Below are 24,973 nucleotides of genomic sequence, written 5' to 3' on the forward strand. Positions count from 1 at the left end.
TTCAACAGATGGGTACACAATTACAGGTAAATCAGCCCCGAACACACCAATTACGGTTAAGAATCAGAATGGTGACCCTATCGCAACCGGGACAAGCGATGGTACTGGTACCTTTACGATTCCAGTAGATCCAAAAGACGTTGACCCAGGTGACCCAATTACCGTAACGCCAGAGGGCGGTGATCCGGTTGATTTGAAAGTGCCAACGGATACGGATGTCCCTGTGATTACTGAGGTTGGTATTACTGGTGATCCAACGAATGGGTACACAATTACAGGTAAATCAGCCCCGAACGCGCCGATTACGGTTAAGAATCAGAATGGCGACCCAATCGCAACCGGGACAACCGATGGTACTGGTACCTTTACGATTCCAGTGGATCCAGGGGACGTTGACCCAGGCGACCCAATTACCGTAACGCCAGAGGGCGGCGATCCGGTTGATTTGAAAGTGCCTACGGATACGGATGTTCCCGTGATTACTGAAATTGGTATTACTGGTGATCCAACGACTGGGTACACAATTACTGGTAAGTCAGCCCCGAACACACCAATTACGGTTAAGGATAAGAATGGTGACCCAATCGCAACTGGCGAAACGGATGGCACTGGTACCTTTACAATTCCAGTTGACCCAGGTGACGTTGACCCAGGTGACCCAATTACGGTGACACCAAAAGATGGCGATCCAACCAAGTTGACTGTACCAGATGGTGATAAACCAGTGATTCAGACTCCTAATATTACTGGAAATTCAACGGATGGGTACGATTTTACTGGTAAGACTGATCCTAAGACACCAGTTACTCTGACTGATCCAAGCGGTAAGGTTATTGGTACTGGCACTTCAGACGAAAATTGTCATTTTGATATTCCAATCAATGCGAAGGACGTCACGCCAAACGAAGAGATTACGGCAACACCGGACGGCGGCGATCCAGCAACGGCTAACGTGCCAAGCGACCCAACCATTGATAATCCACAAGTTACTGGTAATGAGGACAATGGGTATCAAGTGACTGGTAAATCAGCGCCAAATACGCCAATCACGATTTACGACAAGACTGGTAACCCGATTGCCCATGGTGAAACTACTGGTTCAGGGACCTTCACGATTCCAGTTTCAGCTACCGATGTTGACCCGGGTGATCCAATTACAATTGAACCTGAGGGTGGCGACCAAGTGACCGCTAAAGTTCCTGGTGACGGCGGCAACGGCGGCACTACCGGAACGATCACAGGCGGTAATGGCTCAGCCACGAACACAACTGGCGGCAACAACGGTTCCGCAACTAGTCAGACGCCAACCGGGACGACTGGTCAAACTGATACCAATACAACGCCGGCCGATACGGGTAATACCGGAATCGATACGTCAAACGCTGGTGATACCACTGGCACTGATACTGGTTCAGGTGCAACTACCGGAACTGATGTCTCAGGTAATGGCGGCAATGGATTAGTTGAAACGGCAGCTGGTGACACAACTGGTCAGTCAGCTAATGGTGCGCAAACGTCAAACGCGCAATTAGGAACTACTGGGACAATGGCGGCTAATACTGGCAATGCGGATGCAGCATCAACCGGTACTGCTAACACAGCCAACCAGTTACCGCAAACGGATGAGGCTGAGAATAATTTGGCCATCCTAGGCTTACTTGGGGCCATTCTCTCATTCTTCGGACTTGCTGGAACCAAGAAACGTCGTAACTAATAGGAAGACTATTTTAAAAACTAGCGGCTGCTCCCTCAGGCAGTGCTGCTAAAGGAAACCACAGATGGCCATTCGGCTGACTGTGGTTTTTGATGTGGGGAAATAACCGGCACATCGTTGTCCGGTATTCCATCATTTTTAACCCCCTAAACTAAATTATCGATAATAAACTTCTGTTGGCATACTCAAACAGTATTTAATTTTTGTTACAATACGGGTGTTGGTAACGAAGACGCCAATTCGCTATCACAGTTGAGATCAACTCTAGGCGGTTTTTGGCACTTGGCCATTCAGCCCCCAGCTGAGTGGTTAATGTGACGACAACACTGTAAGGTTTGCAACATCTTTCCTATTCCTGATCGAGTAGCTAAAATCGCTTTAAAGTTTATGATAGGGCATCCAGATCGTCGAAACAGCGTTACTGAATATCTCTCGTGATTGTCATTAGACGCTGGGTGCCACAATCCCTCCAGTACCAATTAGATGAAAAATATGACTGGAGTTGACCTCAGGCACTCTGCCTACTGAGTGCATATTTACCAACTACTATTGGCTGTTGTTCCCTCAGATAACAGCCGCAAAAACCACCTGCAATTTGATTGCGGGTGGTTTTTGTTTGGTCTTAGTTCTGGTGGTGTTCTTGATTAGATAAATCGCGTTTGAGTTGAAAATGGGGTGTTAACTGTTGTGCTAACGGGGTTGCAGCTTGGTTGTTTGTAAGCTGTCGACTGAGTGATTCATACGATCCTAACAGTGGGCCAGTGAACGTTTTTCGAGCTGTGGTGAGGTAGTTGATCACCAACAAAACAAGGACGGCGAAAATGATCTTGCCAGTCGCGTAATGCAACACCAAGTGACTTGTCAGTTGAACGTTTGTTGGCGAAACGACCATTAAAATAATGAGAAATCCGATCCACAAACAGGCGATGGTGCCAACGGGGATGCTCCATTTACCGAGGTGCCAAGGCCCATCTTCTTTGCTGGTCCAGATGCCGCGAAATTGGGCGCGTAGTTTTAGCGCAATGGGAATACAGTATGAGCTGTAAAGCCCAATCACACTCATAGTGCCGATGACGGCATAGATGCCATCGGAAATGCCAGCCAAAAAGGCAATGACTGCAATCAGCCAAATGGCGACGGCTGGGGTGTGAAATTTTTTTTGACACGCGTTTCCAATAGTGAGACAACGGTAACCCGTTGTCGCGACTGAAAGCGTAGACCATCCGCGATGATGAGGTGATTGAGGAACACCCGCAGAACCACATGGCGATGGTGACCAGCCAGAGCAGCACGCCACCAAAGCGAGAGCCGACTGCTTGCTGAATAGCGACGATGAACGCGTTGTTCCCGGCGGCTGCAACAGCCGTGGGGTTCTTGATCGATAGGGTGACCAGCGCTAGGAGTGCGAACCCAAAGATCCCAGAAATAGCGACGGAGAGGAACACGCCCCATGGTGCCTGAACCCGGGGATTCAAAGTCTCCTCACTAGTGTGGGCTGAGGCGTCATACCCGGTCAACGTCCACTGTGCTTGTAAGAGGCCAATCAGAAAGGCACCCCAGTATGGCATGTTAGATGACGTCGCGGTTGAAAAAGTTGTGAACAGATAACTGACATGGTGGGTCGGACCGGCGATAAAGAGGACACCGATGATTAAAAAGACGCCAACAACGTGATAGATAGTGGAAACGGAATTGAGTTTTGACACCACGTTGATCCCCACGTGGTTCAGCAGCGCGTGACTCGCGAGAATAACGGCGTAGGTCAACAGAAATTGCATCTTGCTGGGGTTGGCAAAGATCAGATTTGATGAGAACGTCGCACACCCGTAGTCGATTCCGGCCACGATGGTGACCTGGCCGACAATGTTTAACCAGCCAGTGAACCAGCCCCAGGTTGGACCGCCGAGAATTGCTGCCCAGTGGTAAATTGCGCCAGATGTTGGAATTGCTGAAGTCAGTTCGGCCATTGCGGCAGCGACAAACAGGACGAAGAAGGTCACGAGCGGCCAGCCAATGCCCATGATGGCTGGGCCGCCTTGAGTAAACCCGTAACCGTAGTAGGAAACGGCACCAGTCAGAATCGAAATAATTGAAAAGGAAACTGAGAAGTTGGAGAATCCGCCCATGTCGCGCATGAGTTCTTGCTTGTAGCCAAACGATTTTGCAGGACCAGCCGCACTATTCTGAGCCGACTTCCACCGGCGTACCGACTGGCTAGCTATTTTCATGATAAAGACCATCATGCCAAGTGTGAGTACCAGGATCATCATTCCTAAATAAACCATTCAATCACATTCCTTTCACAAACAGGTCGGACATTTAATTGATTACGTGTTAGATTATATAACATTAAAATTAGATTGCAATATTATTTTGAAAATCTGTTATTATAAATGCAAATGATGAAATAAACATGAAAGCTTGCTATATAAGGAAATGATTTTATAATTTCAGCAATTTGAATTAAAATTAGATTAAAATAAAATGAATAAATCTGTTGATTTTCAAAATTTCATGTTATGATTTATGACATAGAAGACGGATGGGAACACGTTCATCCTCAAAATCTTTAAAATGATTAGTATTGTTTGCAGTGGGGTGACTGCTACAACGGCACAACCCAAACTGCCGGTTAAAACGACCGCTGCCACTAGGGTCGCGTTAGTCGAACTGAATAGGAAGGTGAGCAGATGATTTTAAAAGTCACACTCTCGAGAAAACGGTATACGTTTCAATCAGTGAAGGACGTGATGGCGAAAGCCAATGAAGAAAAGTCTGGCGACCAGCTGGCCGGTGTTGCTGCTGCCACCATGCAGGAACGGGTGGCGGCAAAGATCGTGTTATCACAGCTCACACTGAATGATCTCTACGAACATCCGGCCGTTGACTATGACCGCGATGAAGTGACACGACTCATCATTGACGACATTGATGCCGAGGTGTTTTCCCAGATCAAAAACTGGACGGTGGAACAACTGCGCGAATGGTTGCTTGCACTTGATACGGATAACCAGATGATTCACACCATTTCGCGGGGACTGACCTCAGAAATGATTGCGGCTGTCTGCAAACTCATGACGAACATGGATCTGATTATGGCAGCTAAAAAGATCATTAATGAAAAAACAGCGAATACAACGATTGGCCTGCCGGGAACGTTTTCGTCACGCCTACAGCCTAACCACCCAACGGATGATGTACGCGGGATCATGGCGTCAACGATGGAGGGGTTGAGCATGGTCATCGGTGACGCTGTGATCGGCGTGAACCCAGCGACTGATTCGGCAGACAATGTGACTGCGATCCTTAATCGGATGCAATCCTTTATCGACGACTGGCAAGTGCCAACACAGACCTGTGTGCTAGCCCACGTGACGACCCAGATGGCCGCCATTGAAAAGGGGGCGCCGGCTGGACTGATCTTTCAGTCGATTGCCGGTTCAGAGAAGGGCAACACTGCGTTTGGCATTAATGCGCACCTCCTCGCCGATGCCAACCAAATGGGGCATGACATGCTAGAAACGACCGGTCCTAACGTTATGTATTTTGAAACGGGACAGGGGTCAGAACTTTCAGCGGATGCTCATTTCGGTAATGATCAGGTCACGATGGAGGCGCGCTGTTATGGATTTGCTCGCCACTACGATCCGTTTATCGTGAACACGGTGGTCGGGTTCATCGGCCAGGAGTACCTCTATGATGCCAAACAGGTCACTCGGGCCGGCCTGGAAGATCATTTTATGGGTAAATTAAGCGCCTGGCGATGGGGTGTGACGTCTGCTACACCAACCACATGGCGGCTGATCAAAATGATATCGAAAATTTGGCGGTGTTGCTTGCTTCTGCAGGGTGCACCTACATGATGGGCGTCCCTCAAGCGGACGATATCATGCTGAACTACCAGTCAACTGGGTATCAGGAAACGGCCACGTTGAGAGCACTGATGGGCACGAGCCCCATAAAACCGTTTGCGGACTGGCTTGAACGGATGGGCATTACCCGCGATGGCCAGCTAACCGCTCACGCTGGCGATGCCTCACTATTTTTGAATCACGTTGCTGACGGGACGCTCATTTAATGAAGAAAGAGGAGGTCATGCTTATGCTGATACCACCGAAAATTGCACCAATTCCGATAGATGAAGACGGCGCATTGATTGATATTCGAGCGATTGCGCAACAGACGGTACTTGACGTTGCTGATTCGACCAACGCTACGGGTTACCGAGCGTTAAAACAAACCACCCATGCCCGACTAGGACTGGGGCGGGTTGGTACTAGGTATACGACACGGTCTGTGCTTAGATTACGCGCAGATCACGCAGCAGCTAAGGATGCTGTTTGGTCGGACGTGGCGCCGGCGTTTATTGACAAAATGGGATTCATTTCGATTCAGTCGACTTGCCAGACGGAAACTGAGTATCTCAAACGACCAGACCATGGCCGCGCCATAACGGCACCCATGCTGGATAAAGTCAGACACGCGTATCCAAAACCGCCTCGCGTGCTCATTGCCGTGGGTGACGGCCTAAGCTCGGCTGCAATCGAAGCCAATGTGCGTGAGACAATTCCAGTGATTAAACGTGAATTGGCACACCACCACATCAAAGTGGGACCGATTCCCTTTATCCGCTATGCGCGGGTAGCAACTGAAGACTATCTGGGTGAAGCTTTGAGGGCTGATGTTGTGTGCCTGCTGATTGGCGAACGCCCCGGCCTGGTCACGGCGAAGTCGATGAGCGCTACATGGCGTATCGACCTACTGTGGGGATGCCGGAATCACGGCGAACCGTGATCTCGAATATTCATCCTGATGGCATTCCAGCAACTAAAGCGGGTACTGCCATTGCAGCAGTTATTGTCCAAATGTTGACCGAAAAAACATCGGGCCTTGAACTGGGCAGTCGACAGCTAAAATTGAATACACTTGCTTGAAATTAATAGCGACCTTAACAGATACTGCGGATAGGCAGAACTGTTAAGGCCGTTTGTTTTTTAATAAACACAATTTAGTTTGATGACACTTTATAATATTTGACGTTTAATTTCGTGGAATCACGTGACCATTAATCATCGATAATCGTACATAGTGTTTATAAAAATAGTATTTACAAATTGTAACCAATAAATTTGACTCAGTTAGCGAATAATTAGGCTTAAAAACAATTCGCAAACTGAAGTTTATTTTGACGTTGATAAGAAATACAACACTGTGTCGAAAAAACCTTAATTTGTCAGTATTTTAGTGGATCGTTAACACTAAGCAAAAGATACCCAACAGATTAAATGGTAATTTTTAAAGTCGTTTATTAATTTATTAGAATAATGACGAACTGAAGAAAACCATAAAACCATAAAACTATTATTTCTTTATATAATTCTCTAATTTTTTATTGAATCGCACCCTAGTTTTACATAAAAAAGCTCTTAAAAACTATATAAACTTTTTATAATATTTGGTACATTAAGACTGCGTAAGGGATTACAACCTAGTCTCTTGGTGCACGCGATGAAGTAGGCTGTATCTCATCATCGCACGGTAAATCAATTAGGAGTAATTGGATTTTCGAGGGAGGAAAACACAATGGGAAAAGGTTCAAAGAATTTGTCGAAGAATAATCGGCACTTAGCTACCATTAACGATAACGAGAAGGTACATTACCGGATGTACAAGGGCGGTTCAAAATGGCTCGTCGCCGGAATTGCAACGTTCTCACTGGGGATTGCGTTCTTGGGAGCACCAGCTGTTCACGCCGATACTGCAACGGCTACTGAACCAGCTACTACTGTAACAACTGGCACGACATCAAGCACTTCGAGTGCAGCACCAGCAGCTGCTTCATCATCTTCAGCTTCAACTAATTCAGCTGCTAGCTCAGAAAGCTCATCTGCAGCCACAGCTAAATCATCATCACAATCAGCTGCCCCTGTCGCACAAGCACTAGCTGCAAGCACAACTGGACTAGTGAAGCTGCTTCAGCTTCAACAACGAAGCAAGCCGCTGTCGTAACGACACCAACTGATCCAGTTGCTAAGGCCGCTGCAACGAACGACGAAACACCAGCCGTTGCAACTGACCAAGGTTCAGCAACTAAGACCACATCAACAACTGAAATCAAATCAGTGCCAAACACCATTGACTCAAATGGGACGACTAGTGCAGATAAGACTTCAGACGCAGCAACCGCTGTCGATCCAACTACAGGTTCAGCACTTATTAAAACGACCATTGGCGGCACTTCATCAACAACTGCTGATAACAGTGCAACAGCTGCTTAGGCCAAACTGATGCCAGTGGCAACTTATCAAGCGTGACTAACGCTAACAATGCCAACGACCGGGTAAACGGTGACTACGGTGACTTGAACGTTACTGATAGCTCAAACGATAACTTAGCCGGGACGACCATTCAGGATGGTAAGACGGTTGCCGGTACTGCCGCTGATATTATCAACGATCAAGGTGCCGTTTCAACCGATTCAACTAACCCACAAACGCGGGCAGCTGTTCTGTATGCTTCTGGTAAAAACACAGGTATCTCACTTTCTGTATTAGGCAGCAACGAAAGCGGGACCACCTTTACGTTACCAACTGACATTGCAACTAATGCCAACATTGGTACCTTTGATGTTACTGAAGCCAGCTCAGTTGGCTTGACCATCAAGGATGAATCAACTGGTGAAACCTTCCAGATCACTGACCCAGCAATCGCACAAAAGTACGCTGTTGGTGACAAGATCACTGGTGAAGCCGTTGTGACAACAACCATTACTGGTGACGGATTGCAAAATGCCCTCTCCGCTGTTACCAGCGCTGCTAACAGCGTTGACAACTCACTTGCAAGTGCAGGTAGCGGTATTATTGGCTTAGTCAACACCGCATCTGATACCTTGAACGGTGCCATTACTTGTGCTAACACAATCGCTGCACCAATTCTGTCATTATTAAATACGCTGGGCATCAGTACCACTGGTACCACTACCCAGATCCAAGGTATTCAGGAAGCATTGGAACGTTACGCTACTGGTATCCAACAAGCACAAGCTGAAATCACTTCAATGACTGATTCAGCTACTCAACTTGCTTCAAAGGGGATTTCAATTACCACCCTTCAACCAGTTGTTGACCTTGGCAACGGGACCTACGAAGTTTTGACGACTGATAGTCTGTCAACCATCGTATCTAACGCTATCAACACTTACATCACTGGCTGGACACTGGTGTTAAGGACAGTCTCCAAGCACTGTCAGGGACTTTGGAAGATGCCAATGGCGACAATGCCATTCAAGGTTTAGGACTTGTTGGTGATGCAATCACTACTGTTCTGAATGGCATTACAAACACTGTTGCTAACGGTATTACGACTATTAGTAACTTGAACTCACAATCAGCAACCAGCTTGAATGGCTGGGTACAAACTGCTATCAGTGGTGGTCTGGGTGTTCAAATCGACACTGCATTACCAATCACTTACACTGACCCTGATCTGTCAACCAACACACCAGGTTCATTCACGAGTGAAACGATTGCAGTTGCTACCAACATCTACGGTGCAACCACTGATTCAAACACCTCGATCGTTTACCAAAACGTCAACAAGGCTAGTTTGAAAGCTGCTATTGCTAACGCCTCAACTGATCCTTCAAACGCAAACGCCTTAGCTTCTGCTAATACAGTATTGGCTGACCCAAATGCCTCACAAAAGGATGTTGACGCTGCATTCAAAGCCTTAGCTGAAAAGCCACAAGCTGTTGTAAGCACTAACACAGTACCAGCCGGTTACATTGCATCTGCTGTTATTACTGGCCAATCAGGTCAATCAGCTGCTGATGCGCTGGCTGCTAACATGAACGAAGCCTTTACGACTACTGTTGTCTGGGTTTTTGTTTTGCTTATTTTTTGAACATTTGTAGATAGACACGAACTATAAAGACTAATAAAACGATTTACGTTCTTAATTAGTTCAAATGAACTTCATTTTTAAACTAATCTGCGGTAAACTAACGGTGAGAGACGAACTTGTTTCATTAGGAGGAATTTCATGCACTGGTTAGCTGATCTACTCGCCGCAATCGGGGTGGTGCTCAATGGGCTGCCCCAAGGTATCATGGCAATGACCCTTGGATTCGCGGTTTTCCCAACGAGTTTTTCATTCATTTTAGCATCGGCAGTCAACGGCGCGTTCGGGTCCGTTGCGCCAATTTCATTTCAGGCCGAGTCACTGGCGTTAACGGGTAACCTTGGACGCACATTCCGTGAGCGAACATCCATTATTTTCGGTGGGTCCATCATCATGTTAGTGATTGGGCTGACGGGCTCGCTATCCAAAATCGTGAGCCTTTTGGGGAATGACATTATGTCCGGCATGATGGCAGGGGTCGGCATTATGCTGGCTAAGATTGCCATCGACATGACCAAAACAGAGAAACGAACGGGTTGGTTATCGATTGCGGTCGCGGTTGTCACCTATATCCTGACCAAGGATCTCGTGTGGACGATTGTCCTGTCAGTTGTCTTGTCTAGCCTTTACGCGGCGTTCGGTGAGCATTATCGCGCTGATCTGCCGGAACATGTAACTGCCCGGCGGTTCTTTTTATCGAAGCCGATTGTGAATCGAAATGTGATTCGTGGCGCGCTGAGTCTAGCGTGCCTGAACATCGGCGCAAACATTTCCTACGGGCTGATCACCGGACAAATGACTGGTATCAAACCGAATCCCGTTAACTTGAACTTACTAACGAGCACGCAGGCTTTGGCAGATATGGGCACTAGTCTGTTGGGCGGGGCGCCCGTTGAAAGTATTATTTCCGCAACCGCAAGTGCCCCAGAACCCGTGATTGCCGGTATTATGATGATGCTGATCATGGCCGTTATTTTGTTGGTGGGCTGGTTGCCAAAAATCGGTCGCTATGTGCCGAGCGCTTCTATTGCCGGGTTCTTGTTCATTCTTGGCGCGGTTGTGATCTTTCCAGAAGACGCGGCTGCGGCCCTGGGCGGTGCGCACATCATGGTACCGGCCATCACACTTGTTGTGACTGCGGTCTTCGATCCATTTGCCGGTTTGATGACTGGTGCTGTGTTGAAATTTGTCTTGCCACTTGTTGGCTTAGGAGTGTAAAAAATGACCGAGACGTATGACTTAAAACTAGGGCCGTTGACCCGCAAATTACCGTTGATTCCGATTAATGATCAGGTGACCATTGCGTCGTTCGTTTTGTTAGGCGACGCCGAGTTGACGCATTACGCGGCGGAACAGTTGGCGAAACGTGTGGCGGATGTCGACTTCGACTACATTGTCACCATTGAAAGTAAGGGCATTCCGTTGGCTCAAGAGCTTAGCTGGCTGACGCATCACGACCGCTATATCGTTTTACGGAAGTCTGAGAAGGATTACATGGTTGATCCAATTGACATGCCCGTCAGTTCGATTACAACCAGTGCCGACCAGAAATTGGTACTGGATGGGACGGATGCTAAACTGTTGGCGGGGAAGCGTGTGCTTATTGTCGATGATGTGATCAGCAGCGGCGGGTCAATTGAGACCGCACATCAGCTACTAGATCAGGTTGGCGCCAAAGTGGTTAAGCAGCTGGCGATTCTGGCTGAAGGGGATGCTGCTGACCGCGAAGACATCCACTTTTTGGGGAAGCTGCCTTTATTTTAGAGAGTGGCCGGAAACGGTAGCCGAGAAAGTCCCAAAAAAAGGAGACTTAGGCGGTTCCTCCAAATGTAGAAGAGCCACTTAATACCTCAAAATAATTAACTATTCATCAAAATCAAGCTCACAATTGCTAATAGAACACCAATCGCATTCTTAACCGTAAATCCCTGGTGAAAAACAACGATCACGATCGGAATCAGAATAACGGTCATCGCCATGTTAACGGTCACGGCCGTGGTGCCCGCTGACCACCCAACCTTATAACAGAGGATGTAGCCGAATTCAATGAAGATAATGGCCAACCCCATGGTGACCGATGCGATGTTGAGTTGTTTCACATTGGTAACGATGGTGTGGTGATGACTGAGGAAAAATAAGATCAATGATCCGACTAGCGCAACGGCGTAAGTGACCACCACGGAAAAGAGGGGGTCAACCTTACTGGAAACGCTGCGTGCGGACAGGTGATAGCCTGCATTTGCGATGATGGTCATGATAAGCGGCCAGAAGTATGCCGTAGTCAGGGTCCTTTCAAATGAAGTGTTGTCTTTATTATAGCTTCAAATGAGGATTGACTGGTTGGCAAAACGAAAAAACACCCTGACTCAGTTTGAGCCAAGGGTGTTTTTGTGTGATTAAATAGGTTATTTAACTGCCTTTACTAAGGCTGAGTTACCACTAATGTAGCCGCCAGCAACCTTGTAACGCAACGCATTACCTTTGTGCTGAGCGCGACCATTGGAGTAGTCCCACTTTTGAACGGTGAAGACGTGCTTCGTTGAATAGTGCTTGATCTTGTGAGTCAAATTCTTGTCTGAATAGAGATTTAACGCTCCACGGTTGGCGACCTTAGCCGGGAAAGTCGGCTTGGTTGGCGACGTCCATTGCTTGTTGCCGCTGATGTAGGTACCGTTGGTTAACTGGTAACGGGTGGTAAGGCCGCTCTTGATCACTTTGGTCACCTTAACTGCGGTCCCTTGCTTGAGCAACGTTGCCCGGTGTGATTTGTTGAAGGTCTGTGTCTTGTAGGCGTAGGTGCCAGCAGGGTTGATCACGTAAAGCTTGCTGTAGCCACCTTGCCAGTAAAGTGGGGCAGTGTAGCTGTCGTTCGCCGTGATGTACCCCTTCTTGCCAGACTCAGTTGTGACCTTGTACCGCAATACACCGTTGGCTGATTTTGCCGTGCCGTTAATGGTGAAAATTGGGGCGTAGATGCGCGTCTTTTTGGCGTAACCGGTCACACGATTTTTAGTCGAGAACGTTGGCTTGCTGTAAAGGTTGAGTGCCTTTTTAGCGTAGACCTTTTCACCGATTGAAGCGGTATTTGCTGACGTTGTCGTTTCAGTATCAGTACCAGTTGCTGTGCCCGTGGTGCTTGAACTGGACGAGCTGCTTGATGAAACGTTGTTTGCGGATGAGCTGCCTGTGTCGGTGCCACCGTTGCCGGTTGTGCCGTTGTTACCAGTGCCGCCATTGTTGTTTGATGAACTGCCGGTACCGGTGGGGGTGTTGCCGTTTGATGAACTGTTTGAGTCAGATGAGCTGTTGCCGTCGGAGGAGCTATTCGAATCTGATGAACTACTGCTGTCTGACGAGCTGTCACTGCTTGATGAACTGCTGTCTGCTGGTGCGCTGACCGTTAAGTGGGCAACGGCACTGTAGGTGTTTGTGCCATCGTTATAGGTAATGTCAACTTCGTATGTGCCCGGCGTATTCGTATCAGGCGTGCCATCTGGATAAGTGATCTTTAAGCTGCCGTCACTCGCTGCAGTAGCAGGATCAACCGAATTGCCGTTTGCATCGGTAATCGAGCTGATGTAGGAAGCTGCGTCTGGAAGAGTAGCACCTGGATCGATGGTCTGGTCTTGTGGTGTGACGGTATCTGCACCGTTGTTGACTGTGACGGTGTAGGTACCGCCGTAACCGCCTGGCAGTGAGCTGCCGAAGAAATTACCAAACCCAAAGCTAAAACTGGTGACACTTGGATCCACAGTAAAAGTTTGCGTTGTTTGGTTATAGGTGACACCAGTGCCTTTGATACCACTCACAGCAATCTGATTAACTTGTGATTCCCCGCCAACATTAAGCGTGATGAGTTGAGAAAGCGGCAGTTGTAGACCGCCAGTGGTACTGGTTATTAGTGCTTGACCAGTGGTTGGAGTTGTTGAGGCCGTTTTTGTTGGTGACTGAGATCCTAAAGCACTGGAACCATAAGTCACATCAGCAGGAAGGGTAATATCATTCAATGCATTATCAGCCAAAGCCATTTGACCCATGATGGTTAGAACTGTTCCACCGTCAAATTTTGTCATAAATTGTGTATTAGAACTTGTGTTCATGAAAGCGTTAGCACCTAACGAAACGACAGAATCCGGTAATATAACTTGACCAATTTGGGTCTGCATGAAGGCACCTTGGCCAATGCTGAGTAGATTTGTAGCTTGAGACATGTCTAAAGTTGTAATCGGCTTTGCAACCGCAAAAGCCTTACTGAGGATACTTGTGACCTTGTAAGTTGTGCCGTTATAGTCAACGGTAGCTGGAATTGACAGGCTGGTGCCTTTTTTTGCAGCCGCCGTTCCACCGCTGATGTAAGCAATATTATCGCCGCTATCACCAGTAAAAACTTTATAGATGATGCCCTGGCTATCAGTATAGGTTTGTGCGTTTCCTGGAACCGTTGCGCTTGCCGAGTAAGAGAACAGCATGTATTCAGCACCGTTAAAGTATACCCAACCAGATACCGCAGCACCCTCATAGCCCATGTTTGTTGATTGGTTGTATCTGACATCAATGACGCCAGCAGCCACTGCGGCATTAATTTGATCTGCAGTCAACGCTTGAGCATCAGTGCTGTCTCCAACAGTTCCTTGTGCCGAAATGAAGTCAGAGGCTTGTATTGTATGACCAATCGGCACTGACATAACATAGTTAAGGGTACCATCTGAGCCGACAGTACTGCTTGGTGTCACGGTACCACCTTCAGAAATACTCGTTACAGTAATGGACTGGCCATCATAGGTAAACGTGTTGTTCGAGTCTGCTTTTGCCACAGTTGGTTTAGTTAACGATGTGTTGTTCAACCCTAATTTGTGGCCCAACTGCGTCGATCCGAGTTCCCCAGCACCCAGTATCGAAGCGCTTACCAAAGTGACTAAACCGACTTTCCCCGCAATCCTAATTGTTGCTGTTTTGTGTTTCATCATAATTCCCCCGAATTATACATATTTTTGGATTAAGTTTACTTCTCCAGTAATCCTAGAAATAATGTTAACTTAGGAAAAATTTAAAAGCAATTAAAGGAAACCGGTAAAAATAATGTTCAACAGTTCAACGATAATTGATGCAAATCGGGGTAAATAGTGGGTGAGTTAGTGATAGTTATGTTGGGGTTTTAAGATGGTTACACACTAGTATTTGGTGAGGGTGTTGTGAATTATATTATTTTGAATTTTGTCATTTAATAGTATAGAAATGGGTAGTTATGGTTTGGTAAACAAGAACAGGCCTCCTCACCGAAAATGATGGTGAGGAGGCCTGTTCTTGTATGCATTTGGTATGCAGTTTTTTGAATGGTTTTTTACTGTTGAAAGTTACATAGCTGAAACGTGCTCCACAAGGCTGAGGCTCCTGCATAAGCAACTTCCGGCACAAAATCCCAAGCCCAGGGATTTTATGCCGAAAGTTACTTATGCTCCGCCCTCAAAACGCCTTGTTCCGCACTCTACTTCGTATAAGCCTCCTTCAAATTCCAGTTGGCACCGGCTGAATTATAGATCCAGCCCTTAAATGAACTGCTGATCATCCACGGTGATCCTGATTGATAGAGTGGGGTGATACCTTGGTCCTTCAACAGGATGTTTTGCGCCTTGACCATGTCGTTCCAACGCGCTTCTGGGTCGTTGGCGTCCGTTGTTGAGGAGGCCTTAATCAACTTGTCGTATGTCTTGTTTGACCACTGTGGCTGGTTACTTGCGTTGTTGGTGGTCAAAATGTTCAGGAAGGTGATTGGGTCTGAGAAATCAGCGAACCAGTCTGACAAGGTCATCTGGAAGTTATGTTGTGATTGCTCAGCTAATACCGTTTGTGACGGAATGTTCTTATCCGTTATCTTCAGGCCTGGCAAATTCTTTTCCAAAGTACTTTGCAGGTACTGGGTAACTTGTTCAGTGTCCGAAGAATTACCAGCTAACAGTGTGATGTGCGGGTTCGAAATCCCAGTCTCTTTCAGACCTTCCTTCCAAAGTTTTTTAGCTTCGGTTGGGTTGTACTTCATGGAAGCAGGGGTGGTGGCATCAGATGTAAAATCTTTTCCCGTCTTCGGGTTAACGGCCAGGCCCTTTGAAACGAAACTCCCGTTATTAAACGACCCATCGCCTAAGACCTTTTGCGTCAGGGTATTTCGGTTAACGGCCATCGAAATGGCTTCCCGAATCTTCAGGTTCTTAAACAGCTTCATTTTTTGGTTCAATGAAAGGTAGTAAGAACTTGATGTTGGCAAATTCGTCAACGCTTTGTTGTTCTTCAAGTTCTTGGACTGATTCCCAGTAATGTTGGTGGCAATCAATTTCTTCGAGTTGTATTGGTTCAAGCCGGTTTGCGGGTCCTTTGTGACCTGGTAGTTGATCGTGTTGAGTTTGACATGTTTTTTGTCCCAATACGTGTTATTCTTCGTCAACTTCCATGCTGTACTGGTCCCGTTCCAGCTGGAGAGCTTAAACGGGCCATCGTAGACCATTTTGTCACTGCGCGTCCCATACTTAGCACCATACTTCTCGACCACTTTTTGATCCTGTGGGAAGAAGACTGGGAACCCAAGCAAGAGTTTGAAATAGGGAATCTGTTGTTCAAGGGTGATCTTCAATTTGTATTTCCCCAAAGCCTTGATTCCTAGAGTACTGGCTGCCTTTTTACTATCCTGAATGGCATCTGCGTTCTTGATACCACTAAAAAGATATCCATATTGGGACTTCGTTTTTGGATCAACGGTCCGTTGCCACGAGTAAACAAAGTCGTGGGCGGTCACGGTGTCGCCGTTACTCCACTTTACCCCGTGACGAAGGGTGATCGTGTAAGTCTTACCATCCTTTGACTTGGTCAGCGTCTTCGCGATTGCCTTTTCCGTCTTACTATTTTTGCCAAGACGGTACAGGCCTTCCTCGGTATTGTTTAACATGTTAAACGTTCCCAGTGCAGTAGATTTTGACAGATCCATTGTTGAAATCTCACTATCAGTCGAAAGCGTGATCGACTTACTTTTGGAACTAGAACTACTGTTAGAACAGGCTGCCAACAATAACGCCGCACCAGCAACACCAACTGTCGCTAGCCATTTATGCTTAACGTTCATAAAAAGGTCCTCCTCACACACATTCACAATGACATCACATAATATTTTAATTTTTCTTTAATGTTAGATTACCACACATTTGAGAATTGTTAAGCAGTAAAATAATAAAAATTTACAGTATTCAGTGTTGTAGGCCTATTAAATGGCTTGAATTCGGTATTTATTGGGTAAATATTCATTATTTAATATTAAAAGAATATTAGGAGGGTGCTGATGTGATTTGAGGCAGTATTTGGTTAAACATGTTTCATGGGTAGGGGATTGCAATGTGCGGAGACTGGGAAATGCTAGGTTGGATAGTGCTTTTTTGCGTTTTATTGGGTTTGATTTGCAGTGTTAGGCAATCGAGTCTGAACTAGTTTCGCGGAGCGTGGGTTAACGGGGAGGATACTCTGACCAAAAGTCAGGTAGTTCTATGTTGTCCCATACTAATAAGAGGTAATTGTGATGTGGTTCTCGGCAATCGTGCGGAAACGAGTTCCGCAAGGCACGGGGCTAACGTGTAGTGGACGATGACCAAAAAGTCAGGTAGCTCTATGTCGGTTCATTCTAATGAGAAGTAATAGTGATGTGGTTCTCGGCAACCGTGTCTAAACGAGTTTCGCAAGGCACGGGGCTAACGTGTAAGTGACTCTGACCAAAAGTCAGGACCGGACTTTTCGGTCAGAGTCACTTACACACCGCCCCTGACCCGCCTTGCTCCACTCTCTACTAGTAATTTTTTACTAAAAAGTTTATCATATTAAATGTAAGCGCTTCATCATTTCTTGAAAGAGGTGGTGAAACGTCACATCCAAGTCGTTTAGTTTCTCACACTAGAGATATAAAGGGAGGCCTTTTTTTGAAAGCAGAAATTAGCTGGCTGGACGATCCGGAAACGTTTCGGGTGAACCAGTTACCTGCTCGCAGCGACCACCGTGGGTTTCAATCCACGGCGGAAGCGACAACTAGGCAATCGAGCTTAGAACAGTCCTTAGATGGTGATTGGCAATTTCAATTTGCGCAAACACCACAGGAGCGGCCAGTTGGGTTCTATGACCCGGATTATGACCGGACTCATTTTGATACCATTACTGTCCCCGGTCACATTGAGATTGCCGGATACGGACAGTTAAAATACATTAACACGACCTATCCGTGGGAAGGTAAAGACTTCCGGCGGCCAGCGTATGCGCTGGGTGATGGCGATACCGGTAAGGGCATGTTTAGTGAAGGTGAAGATAACACGGTTGGCGCCTATGTCACCAACTTTATCCTGAACCCTGCTTTGCGTGATAAGCGGGTAATCGTGCAGTTTGACGGTGTTGAAGAAGCGATGTATCTCTGGCTCAACGGGCAATTTGTCGGCTACGCTGAAGATAGTTTTTCCCGGTCTGAATTTGATCTGACGCCGTACCTGAAAGACGGCGAGAATCTGATGGCGGTCGAAGTCTTTAAACGCAGTACTGCAGCGTTTATTGAGGACCAGGATATGTTCCGGTTCTCCGGTATTTTCCGTAGTGTCCGGTTGGTTGGCAAACCAGCTGTCTTCCTAGAAGACCTGGCGATTCGACCTGATGTTTCAGCTGATTACACCGACGGCAAGCTGAATTTGGCGCTTAAACTGTCACAAACGGACGACGCACCAGCCGCTGAGATCCGCGTCAAGGTCACGGATGGCGACGGGCGGGAAGTCTTATCACTCACGAAGCCAGCAGCTGAATCAGTGACATTTGAAAATAACGTCTTCAAAAAGGTCCATTTGTGGAATCACATGGATCCTTATCTGTACCATCTACAAATTGAACTCACAACAACGGATGGGACGACACTTGAGGTCGTGCCATATGACTTTGGCTTCCGTAAGGTTGAACTCAAAAACAAGATCATGCTCTTAAACGGTAACCGGATCATTATTAACGGTGTCAATCGGCATGAATGGGATGCAAAACGGGGCCGCGCTGTGACGGATGAAGATATGCATTACGACATGCAGGTCTTTCATGATAACAACATCAACGCGGTTCGGACGTGTCACTATCCAGACCAAATTCCGTGGTACTTCCTGTGTGACCACGAGGGCATCTACATGATGGCTGAAAATAATTTGGAATCACATGGTTCCTGGCAGAAAATGGGTGCAGTTGAGCCGTCCTACAACGTACCGGGGTCAGTGCCACAGTGGAAAGCCGCTGTTATTGACCGGGCGCGCAGCAACTATGAAGCCTTTAAGAACCACACGGCTGTCCTATTCTGGTCCCTTGGGAACGAATCTTATGCCGGCGATGATATTGCGGCCATGAATAAATTCTACAAGGACCACGATGACACCCGCTTGACCCACTATGAAGGCGTCTGTCGTAATCGAAAGTACGAGGATCAGATTTCTGACATGGAATCCATGATGTATGATCCGCCAGTCGAAATTGCGAAGTATCTTGAAAATGATCCGAAAAAGCCGTTTGTGAACTGTGAATACATGCATGACATGGGCAATTCCCTTGGCGGCATGAGTTCCTACGATGCGCTCATTGATAAGTATCCAATGTATCAAGGCGGGTTTATCTGGGATTACATCGACCAAGCGCTGTGGACGGAAGACGAAGTGACTGGCGAACCAGTGCTTCGTTACGGCGGGGACTTTGATGATCGCCATTCAGATTATGAATTCTCAGGTGACGGACTGTTATTTGCAGACCGGACACCAAAGCCAGCAATGCAGGAGGTGAAGTACTACTATGGCAAACACATCAACTAAGGTAAAGGTGATCTTTGGTGATGCCTCGTTGGGCCTGCGTGGCACCAACTTCGGCTATATCTTTAGCTATGACCGGGGTGGTCTGGAATCACTTGTTCAAAATGGCAAGGAATGGTGTTACCGGATCCCGCGCCCAGCATTTTGGCGGGCAACAACGGATAATGATCGTGGTAACCAGTTCTACGTAAAATCTGCCCAATGGTTAGCGGCTGACATGTTCAGTCAGTGTGTGAAGATCGAAGTCTTCATCGACGGCCAGAGTGTGGGGTTCCCGATCTCACCAGAAAACAACAAATACTCAAATCAGGAATACGCGGATGAGGCCGCAGTTGAATACACGTATCAAACGACCACGACCCCCGCTACTACTGTAACAGTGCGCTACACGGTCGACGGTTCCGGCAGCATCCAAGTGGCCGCCTACTACAATGGTGCCAAAGGGCTGCCACAGCTGCCCGTCTTTGGATTGCGTTTCACCATGCCCACGGCCGCAACTGGGTTCGACTACCAAGGGCTGTCAGGCGAAACCTATCCCGACCGGATGGCTGGCGGCGTTCCCGGCACCTACCACGTTGACGGCCTGCCCGTTTCACCCTACATGGTGCCACAGGAATGCGGCATGCACATGGCGACTGACAGTGTGACAGTCAACCGCGACCAAACGTTAAACAACGCTGATACCTCGCGTGCCAACTTCTCATTGCACTTCAGCAAGGCTAACAAGCCGTTTGCATTTAGCTGTCTGCCCTACACACCTGAAGAACTGGAAAACGCGACACATATCGAGGAACTGCCATTGAAACGTCGGACCATTCTGACGATTTACGGTGCGACTCGTGGTGTTGGTGGGATCGATTCCTGGGGTGCTGACGTGGAGGAGCAATACCATGTGAGTGCTGAGCAGGATATTGCGTTTGGGTTTGTGATCGATGGACCTGAGCAGTAATTAGATAGGTATTTTTGGAGCGGTGACTTTGGTTGCTGCTCTTTTTTTGGTGGGAGGGTTGCGTGTCAGGTGGGGGATTAGGATGCTAGGGTTATCTTTTATATTGTCGTGACGTGTTTACCGAGGTAGAAGGCCTCTGTGTAAGCAACTCTGATCAGAAAAGTCAGACCCGGACTTTTAGGGTGTTCGGTAAATGAGTGGTGCCGGCTCCTACGCATCCTTGATATATAGACTAAACGTGTTCGGCAAGGCAGAGGCTCCTGTGTAAGTAACTCTGGTCAAAAAAGTCAGGCCCGGACTTTTCTGACCAGAGTTACTTACACTCCGCCCTCTAACCGCCTTGCCTCACACTCTACTTGACTTACAGTACCCTCTAACTCCTATAATATACGGTGTAAAGAAACTTCACTATTTAGGAGGGTTTCAGATATGAAAGAAGTTGCGATTGGCAATTCCAATTTAAAGACTTCAGCCGTTGCGCTTGGCATCATGCGCATGCTGAAGTTGAATTCTGATGAGGCTGCGTCCGTTTTGGACACCGTTCATGATCACGGTGTTAACTTTATCGACTCAGCTGATATTTATGGCTCAGGTCAATCTGAAGAGGTCTTTGGCGAAGCGTTGAAGAAAGCTGGCGTTAAGCGTGAAGACTGATCATCCAGTCAAAGGGTGGCATCATTTTAGATCCTAAACGCAGTCACGATGACCTTGTGTTTGGGATGCGGTATGATTTTTCTAAGGACCATTTGATTGAAGCTGTCGACGGTATTTTGAAACGGATGCAGATCGATTATTTGGACTTTTTCCTGTTACACCGACCAGACCCACTGATGGAACCAGACGAAATTGCTGCGGCATTTGACGAACTGCAGGCGGCTGGCAAAGTCCGCCACTTCGGTGTTTCTAACTGTAACCCTAACCAGGTTAACCTGATTCAATCTGCGGTTGACCAAAAATTGATGGTGAACCAGTTGCAGTTTAGTGTCATGCATGCTGGCGCCATTCGTGCCGGGTTGCACGTGAACATGGAAGACGATGCCAGTGTCGACCACGATGGCGGCATGATTGAATACTCACGGTTACACAACATGACGATCCAAGCATGGTCTCCATACCAGTATGGCCTGTTTGAAGGTCCATATATTGATAACCCAAAGTTCCCTGAATTAAACAAGAAGCTCCAAGAGTTGGCTGATGCAAAGGGCAGTACCAAAAACGGTATTGCAACGGCCTGGATCCTCCGTCACCCAGCAAATATGCAGGTGATCTTGGGGTCAATGAACAAGGAACACCTGACAGAAAGTATTGCCGGTGCCGATGTTCAGCTGACGAAGCAGGAGTGGTATGATTTGTATTTTGCGGCTGGGAATGATTTGCCGTAGAGTGTGAGGTAAGGCGGTTTAGGGGCAGAATGTAACGGACTCTGGCAGAAATGCCTGGGTTTGGCATTTTTGCCAGAGTCCGTTACATGGCCGCCCCGTGCCTTGCTGAACACGTTTCAGCAATGTAAAAGTAGCGCACGTTGCCAAGACCACTTCATAGCAGAAATACACCAAAGTCCGGTTCTGACTTTTTGGTCATAGTCCGTTACACGTTAGCCCCGTGCCTTGTTGAACACGTTTCGGCATGGTAGCCAAGAAAGCTAAAAATTAAAGTAGCTAAAAACTAAAAACAGCCCCGGATCGACATGTGATTGTCGGTTCGAGACTGTTTTTTGATTTAAAGTTAGTATTGAAGGCATTTCTAGGCCACCGAGCGGAAACGTGCTCCAGAAAACTGAGGCTACTGCCTAAGCCAACTCTGCAAAAATGCCAAGTTCAGGCATTTCTGCCAGAGTTGGCTTAGGCTCCGCCCTCAACCCGTTTTCCTCCGCACTCTACAATAGTTTCCTCAACACCACCCGCTGCACCTTCCCACCAGCATTCACCGGCAGCGCATCAATCGCAATAAACCGTTTTGGCACCTTATAGTGGGCCAAATGGTCGCGACCATACTGCTTAAACGTCAGCGTGTCCAGCGGTTCATCTGCCACCACGAACGCTACGGGTACCATGCCCCAAGTGTCGTTGGGTTCGCCAACCACCGCAATATCACGGATTCCGGGGCAGTTTTGGTAGACTGCTTCAATCTCATCCGGGAAAATATTTTCGCCACCCGAAATGATCATGTCATCCAGCCGGCCGTCGACAAAGAGGAAGCATCGTAATCCAGTTGACCCACATCGCCAGTTTTGTACCAACCATCCGCAGTTGTTTTGTCAAATAGGGCGGTTGGCCGGTTGAGGTAACCTGGCGTCAGGGCGGGGGTCTTCAACAGAATCTCGTTGTCATCGCTGATCATGAGTTGCGTGCTAAATAACGGCTGACCCGCTGACCCAATCTTAGCGGCCGCATCCTGGTTGCTTAGCGCGACGATTTGCGAACACGTCTCCGTCATCCCGTACGACTGGACAACGCTGATATGCAGCTGCTCGCAGCGTTTAAGCGTGGTGCGATCAATTGGCCCGCCACCAAGCAACATGGTTCTAAAGTGAGCATTATATGGGGCTGAGTTCGTTTCTTGAAACGCCAATAACTTTTTCAGCATGTAGGGGACGACCGACATCGCAGTGACCGGTTCGTTGACCAGAATCGTGTTAATGGCTTCAGCGTCAAACCGTTCAGTTAAGCGCACCGTCATGCCGTAGATCAGTCCGCGCATCATGATTGAAAAACCGCTGATGTGAAAGATCGGTACCGCACAGAGCCAGTCATCATTTGGCGTCAGACCAAGATTCAGTGCTGAAGCTAAAGCTGAATTGTAATGGTTGTCAAACGTCTGTAAGACACCTTTTGGGGCACCCGTTGTCCCAGAAGTATACATGATGCTGGCAACTTGCGGCAGATCAAAGTCTGATTGCAATGATTCGGGATCGGCGGCCGTTGCCAATAAAACACTGAATTGAATAAACGCCTCAGGAAAATCAGTCCGCCATAAATCGTCTGCGACTAGACAAGTGCTGGCCTGGCAGTCGACAAATTCACGCAACAGTTCCGCCGTCGTAAGCCGTTTGTTGAGCCAGACGATCGTCCTACCAGAGCCTAGGAGCGCCATGGCGATTCGGTAGCCTGCCAGTGTATTGTTTGCTAGAACGGCGACCCGCGTTTGAGCCGGGATGTTGTTGGCGGTTAATTGACCGGCAATATGGCCGGCATCAGTCGCGAGCGCCTGAAAGCTCAGTTGTTGTTTGCCGTCCGTCACCGCGATTCGGTCAGGCTGAGGCGTGCTTGTTTACATAACCAATTATCCAAACGATCGCCTTCCTATGGGAACTTTGGGTACTTATCGAAATCTGGCTTGCGCTTTTCGTTAAACGCATCGCGGCCTTCCTTACCCTCATCCGTTTGGTAAAACAGCATCGTCGCGTCACCGCCAAGTTGCTGCAACCCGGCCAAACCGTCCGTATCAGCGTTCATGGCTGCCTTAATAAACCGCAGGGCAGTCGGTGATTTCGTCAAAATTTCATTACACCAGTCCAGCGTGACAGATTCGACGTCAGCCAGTGGGGCGACTTTATTGATCCAGTTCATTTGGTAGGCTTCTTCCGCGCTGTAGAAATGGTTGAGGAACCAGACTTCCTTAGCCCGTTTATGGCCGATGACACGTGCCAGATAGCAGGAACCGTAGCCGGCGTCAAAACTACCGACCTTGGGACCAGTTTGGCCGAACTGGGCGTTGTCAGCAGCAATGGTCAGGTCACAGACCAGCTGGAGAATGTTTCCACCGCCGACTGACCAGCCTTTCACCATTGCGATGACCGGTTTTGGAATGATCCGAATCAGGTGTTGCAGGTCCAGCACGTTGAGTCGGGCAATGTGGTCGTTGCCGACATACCCGCCGTTGCCGCGAACGGACTGGTCGCCACCGGAAGAAAAGGCCTTGTCGCCCGCACCGGTTAAAATAATCACGCCAATTGTGGTATCATCACGACAGTAAGTAAACGCGTCGATCATGTCCTGAACCATGCCAGGCGTAAACGCATTCAATTTGTCGGGCTGGTTCATGGTGATCTTCGCAATTTTATCTGCGCGTTCAAAGAAGATCCAGTCGTAGGTTTTTACAGTCTACCATGTCACTGATGTCAATTTAACTCATCCTTTCAGATTTGAGGTTATTATGATGCATAATTTATTAGAAACGTTAGGGATAAAGCAGGTTTCAGTTTCAAAAAACAACGTTATTATATCACTAAATATAACGGATGCGATTAAACAACCGTACGGAATCGTTCATGGCGGCATTAACGCTGTGTTAGCAGAAAGTGCTGCGTCCATCGGTGGTAACGCAAATTTGGATGACGCGCACGTTGCGGTGGGGCTGGATGTGCATACGCATCATTTAAAACCAGCTGCAACTGGCGAGCTCGTTGCCAGCGCGACGCCAATTAGAATTGGCCGCACGACGCAGGTCTGGCAGGTTGAGACCCGAGTCGGAGAAACCTTGACCAGCTTTAGTACGGTGACGTTGGCGGTCACGGTCAAACCAGCCTAAAAATGGCATCGGTGCGTAATGTACCGGGCCATTTTT

Annotated in this window: 15 protein-coding genes and 5 pseudogenes; 13 read left to right on the top strand and 7 right to left on the bottom strand. The window is 47.8% G+C overall.

Features of this window, described 5'->3' with window-relative positions; all coding sequences use genetic code 11:
* The coding region (locus JCM11969_RS06580; RefSeq protein WP_156319281.1) for an Ig-like domain-containing protein at window positions 1–1,714 on the top strand (1,714 nt) is incomplete at its 5' end.
* Window positions 1,715–2,336: 622 nt separating this feature from the next.
* On the opposite strand, the gene JCM11969_RS20835 is transcribed toward JCM11969_RS06580, so the two are convergent.
* Both JCM11969_RS20835 and JCM11969_RS19785 read right to left on the bottom strand, forming a co-directional pair.
* Window positions 2,337–2,633: a hypothetical protein gene (locus JCM11969_RS20835; protein WP_500861339.1), complete on the bottom strand. Its 297-nt coding sequence runs from the start codon at window positions 2,631–2,633 to the stop codon at window positions 2,337–2,339.
* A 31-nt stretch (window positions 2,634–2,664) separates the two neighbouring features.
* Window positions 2,665–3,999 carry an amino acid permease gene (locus tag JCM11969_RS19785; protein ID WP_500861340.1) on the bottom strand — a complete coding sequence of 445 codons (1,335 nt, stop codon included), beginning with the start codon at window positions 3,997–3,999 and terminating at the stop codon, window positions 2,665–2,667.
* Window positions 4,000–4,404: 405 nt separating this feature from the next.
* Here JCM11969_RS19785 and JCM11969_RS06590 point away from each other — a divergent pair.
* The 8 genes and pseudogenes from JCM11969_RS06590 (at window position 4,405) to JCM11969_RS06620 (ending at window position 11,377) form a co-directional block, all read left to right on the top strand.
* Window positions 4,405–5,792, top strand: a pseudogene (locus JCM11969_RS06590) (ethanolamine ammonia-lyase subunit EutB).
* A gap of 23 nt (window positions 5,793–5,815) precedes the next feature.
* Window positions 5,816–6,648 (top strand): annotated as a pseudogene (eutC, locus tag JCM11969_RS06595) (ethanolamine ammonia-lyase subunit EutC).
* Window positions 6,649–7,297: 649 nt separating this feature from the next.
* Entirely contained in the window at window positions 7,298–7,723 is a 426-nt protein-coding gene (locus tag JCM11969_RS17040) for a KxYKxGKxW signal peptide domain-containing protein (protein WP_082409217.1), read from the top strand.
* A 113-nt stretch (window positions 7,724–7,836) separates the two neighbouring features.
* Window positions 7,837–7,992 (top strand): hypothetical protein, encoded by a 156-nt coding sequence (locus tag JCM11969_RS17640; protein WP_156319282.1) that lies wholly within the window; start codon window positions 7,837–7,839, stop codon window positions 7,990–7,992.
* A gap of 32 nt (window positions 7,993–8,024) precedes the next feature.
* On the top strand, window positions 8,025–9,008 hold the full coding sequence (locus JCM11969_RS06605) for a hypothetical protein (protein WP_054709645.1): 984 nt from the start codon (window positions 8,025–8,027) through the stop codon (window positions 9,006–9,008).
* The gene (locus JCM11969_RS06610) at window positions 8,969–9,616 is read left to right on the top strand and encodes a hypothetical protein (RefSeq protein WP_054709647.1); all 648 of its coding nucleotides are present in this window, start codon (window positions 8,969–8,971) and stop codon (window positions 9,614–9,616) included. Before JCM11969_RS06605 ends, JCM11969_RS06610 begins: the two co-directional genes overlap by 40 nt.
* A 138-nt stretch (window positions 9,617–9,754) precedes the next feature.
* Entirely contained in the window at window positions 9,755–10,831 is a 1,077-nt protein-coding gene (locus JCM11969_RS06615; RefSeq protein WP_054709649.1) for a hypothetical protein, read from the top strand.
* Between the two features lie 3 nt (window positions 10,832–10,834).
* Entirely contained in the window at window positions 10,835–11,377 is a 543-nt protein-coding gene (locus JCM11969_RS06620) for a phosphoribosyltransferase family protein (RefSeq protein WP_054709651.1), read from the top strand.
* 95 nt (window positions 11,378–11,472) lie between these two features.
* On the opposite strand, the gene JCM11969_RS06625 is transcribed toward JCM11969_RS06620, so the two are convergent.
* The 3 genes from JCM11969_RS06625 to JCM11969_RS06635 all read right to left on the bottom strand — a co-directional run bounded on the left by JCM11969_RS06625 (window position 11,473) and on the right by JCM11969_RS06635 (window position 16,724).
* Window positions 11,473–11,868, bottom strand: coding sequence for a hypothetical protein (locus tag JCM11969_RS06625; protein WP_054709654.1), 396 nt, complete (start codon window positions 11,866–11,868; stop codon window positions 11,473–11,475).
* A 150-nt stretch (window positions 11,869–12,018) separates the two neighbouring features.
* Window positions 12,019–14,580, bottom strand: coding sequence for a DUF5776 domain-containing protein (locus tag JCM11969_RS06630; RefSeq protein ID WP_082409218.1), 2,562 nt, complete (start codon window positions 14,578–14,580; stop codon window positions 12,019–12,021).
* Between the two features lie 518 nt (window positions 14,581–15,098).
* Window positions 15,099–16,724, bottom strand: a complete 1,626-nt coding sequence (locus JCM11969_RS06635; RefSeq protein WP_054709660.1) for a peptide ABC transporter substrate-binding protein — start codon at window positions 16,722–16,724, stop codon at window positions 15,099–15,101.
* A gap of 841 nt (window positions 16,725–17,565) precedes the next feature.
* Here JCM11969_RS06635 and JCM11969_RS06640 point away from each other — a divergent pair.
* From JCM11969_RS06640 to JCM11969_RS06650, 3 genes and pseudogenes are all read left to right on the top strand, one after another.
* Window positions 17,566–19,461, top strand: coding sequence for a glycoside hydrolase family 2 TIM barrel-domain containing protein (locus JCM11969_RS06640; protein ID WP_054709663.1), 1,896 nt, complete (start codon window positions 17,566–17,568; stop codon window positions 19,459–19,461).
* Window positions 19,442–20,407 carry a beta-galactosidase small subunit gene (locus JCM11969_RS06645; protein WP_054709667.1) on the top strand — a complete coding sequence of 322 codons (966 nt, stop codon included), beginning with the start codon at window positions 19,442–19,444 and terminating at the stop codon, window positions 20,405–20,407. The genes JCM11969_RS06640 and JCM11969_RS06645 overlap by 20 nt, the downstream gene beginning before the upstream one ends.
* Before the next feature lie 429 nt (window positions 20,408–20,836).
* Window positions 20,837–21,789, top strand: a pseudogene (locus JCM11969_RS06650) (aldo/keto reductase).
* 494 nt (window positions 21,790–22,283) lie between these two features.
* Here JCM11969_RS06650 and JCM11969_RS06655 read toward each other — a convergent pair.
* Window positions 22,284–23,697 (bottom strand): annotated as a pseudogene (locus tag JCM11969_RS06655) (o-succinylbenzoate--CoA ligase).
* Between the two features lie 12 nt (window positions 23,698–23,709).
* Window positions 23,710–24,531, bottom strand: a pseudogene (gene menB / locus JCM11969_RS06660) (1,4-dihydroxy-2-naphthoyl-CoA synthase).
* Between the two features lie 34 nt (window positions 24,532–24,565).
* Between menB and JCM11969_RS06665 the strand changes: the two are divergent.
* On the top strand, window positions 24,566–24,937 hold the full coding sequence (locus tag JCM11969_RS06665) for a PaaI family thioesterase (RefSeq protein ID WP_054709673.1): 372 nt from the start codon (window positions 24,566–24,568) through the stop codon (window positions 24,935–24,937).
* The last annotated feature ends 36 nt before the right edge of the window (window positions 24,938–24,973 follow it).

The organism is Secundilactobacillus paracollinoides DSM 15502 = JCM 11969 (assembly GCF_001311135.1).
Classification (GTDB): domain Bacteria; phylum Bacillota; class Bacilli; order Lactobacillales; family Lactobacillaceae; genus Secundilactobacillus; species Secundilactobacillus paracollinoides.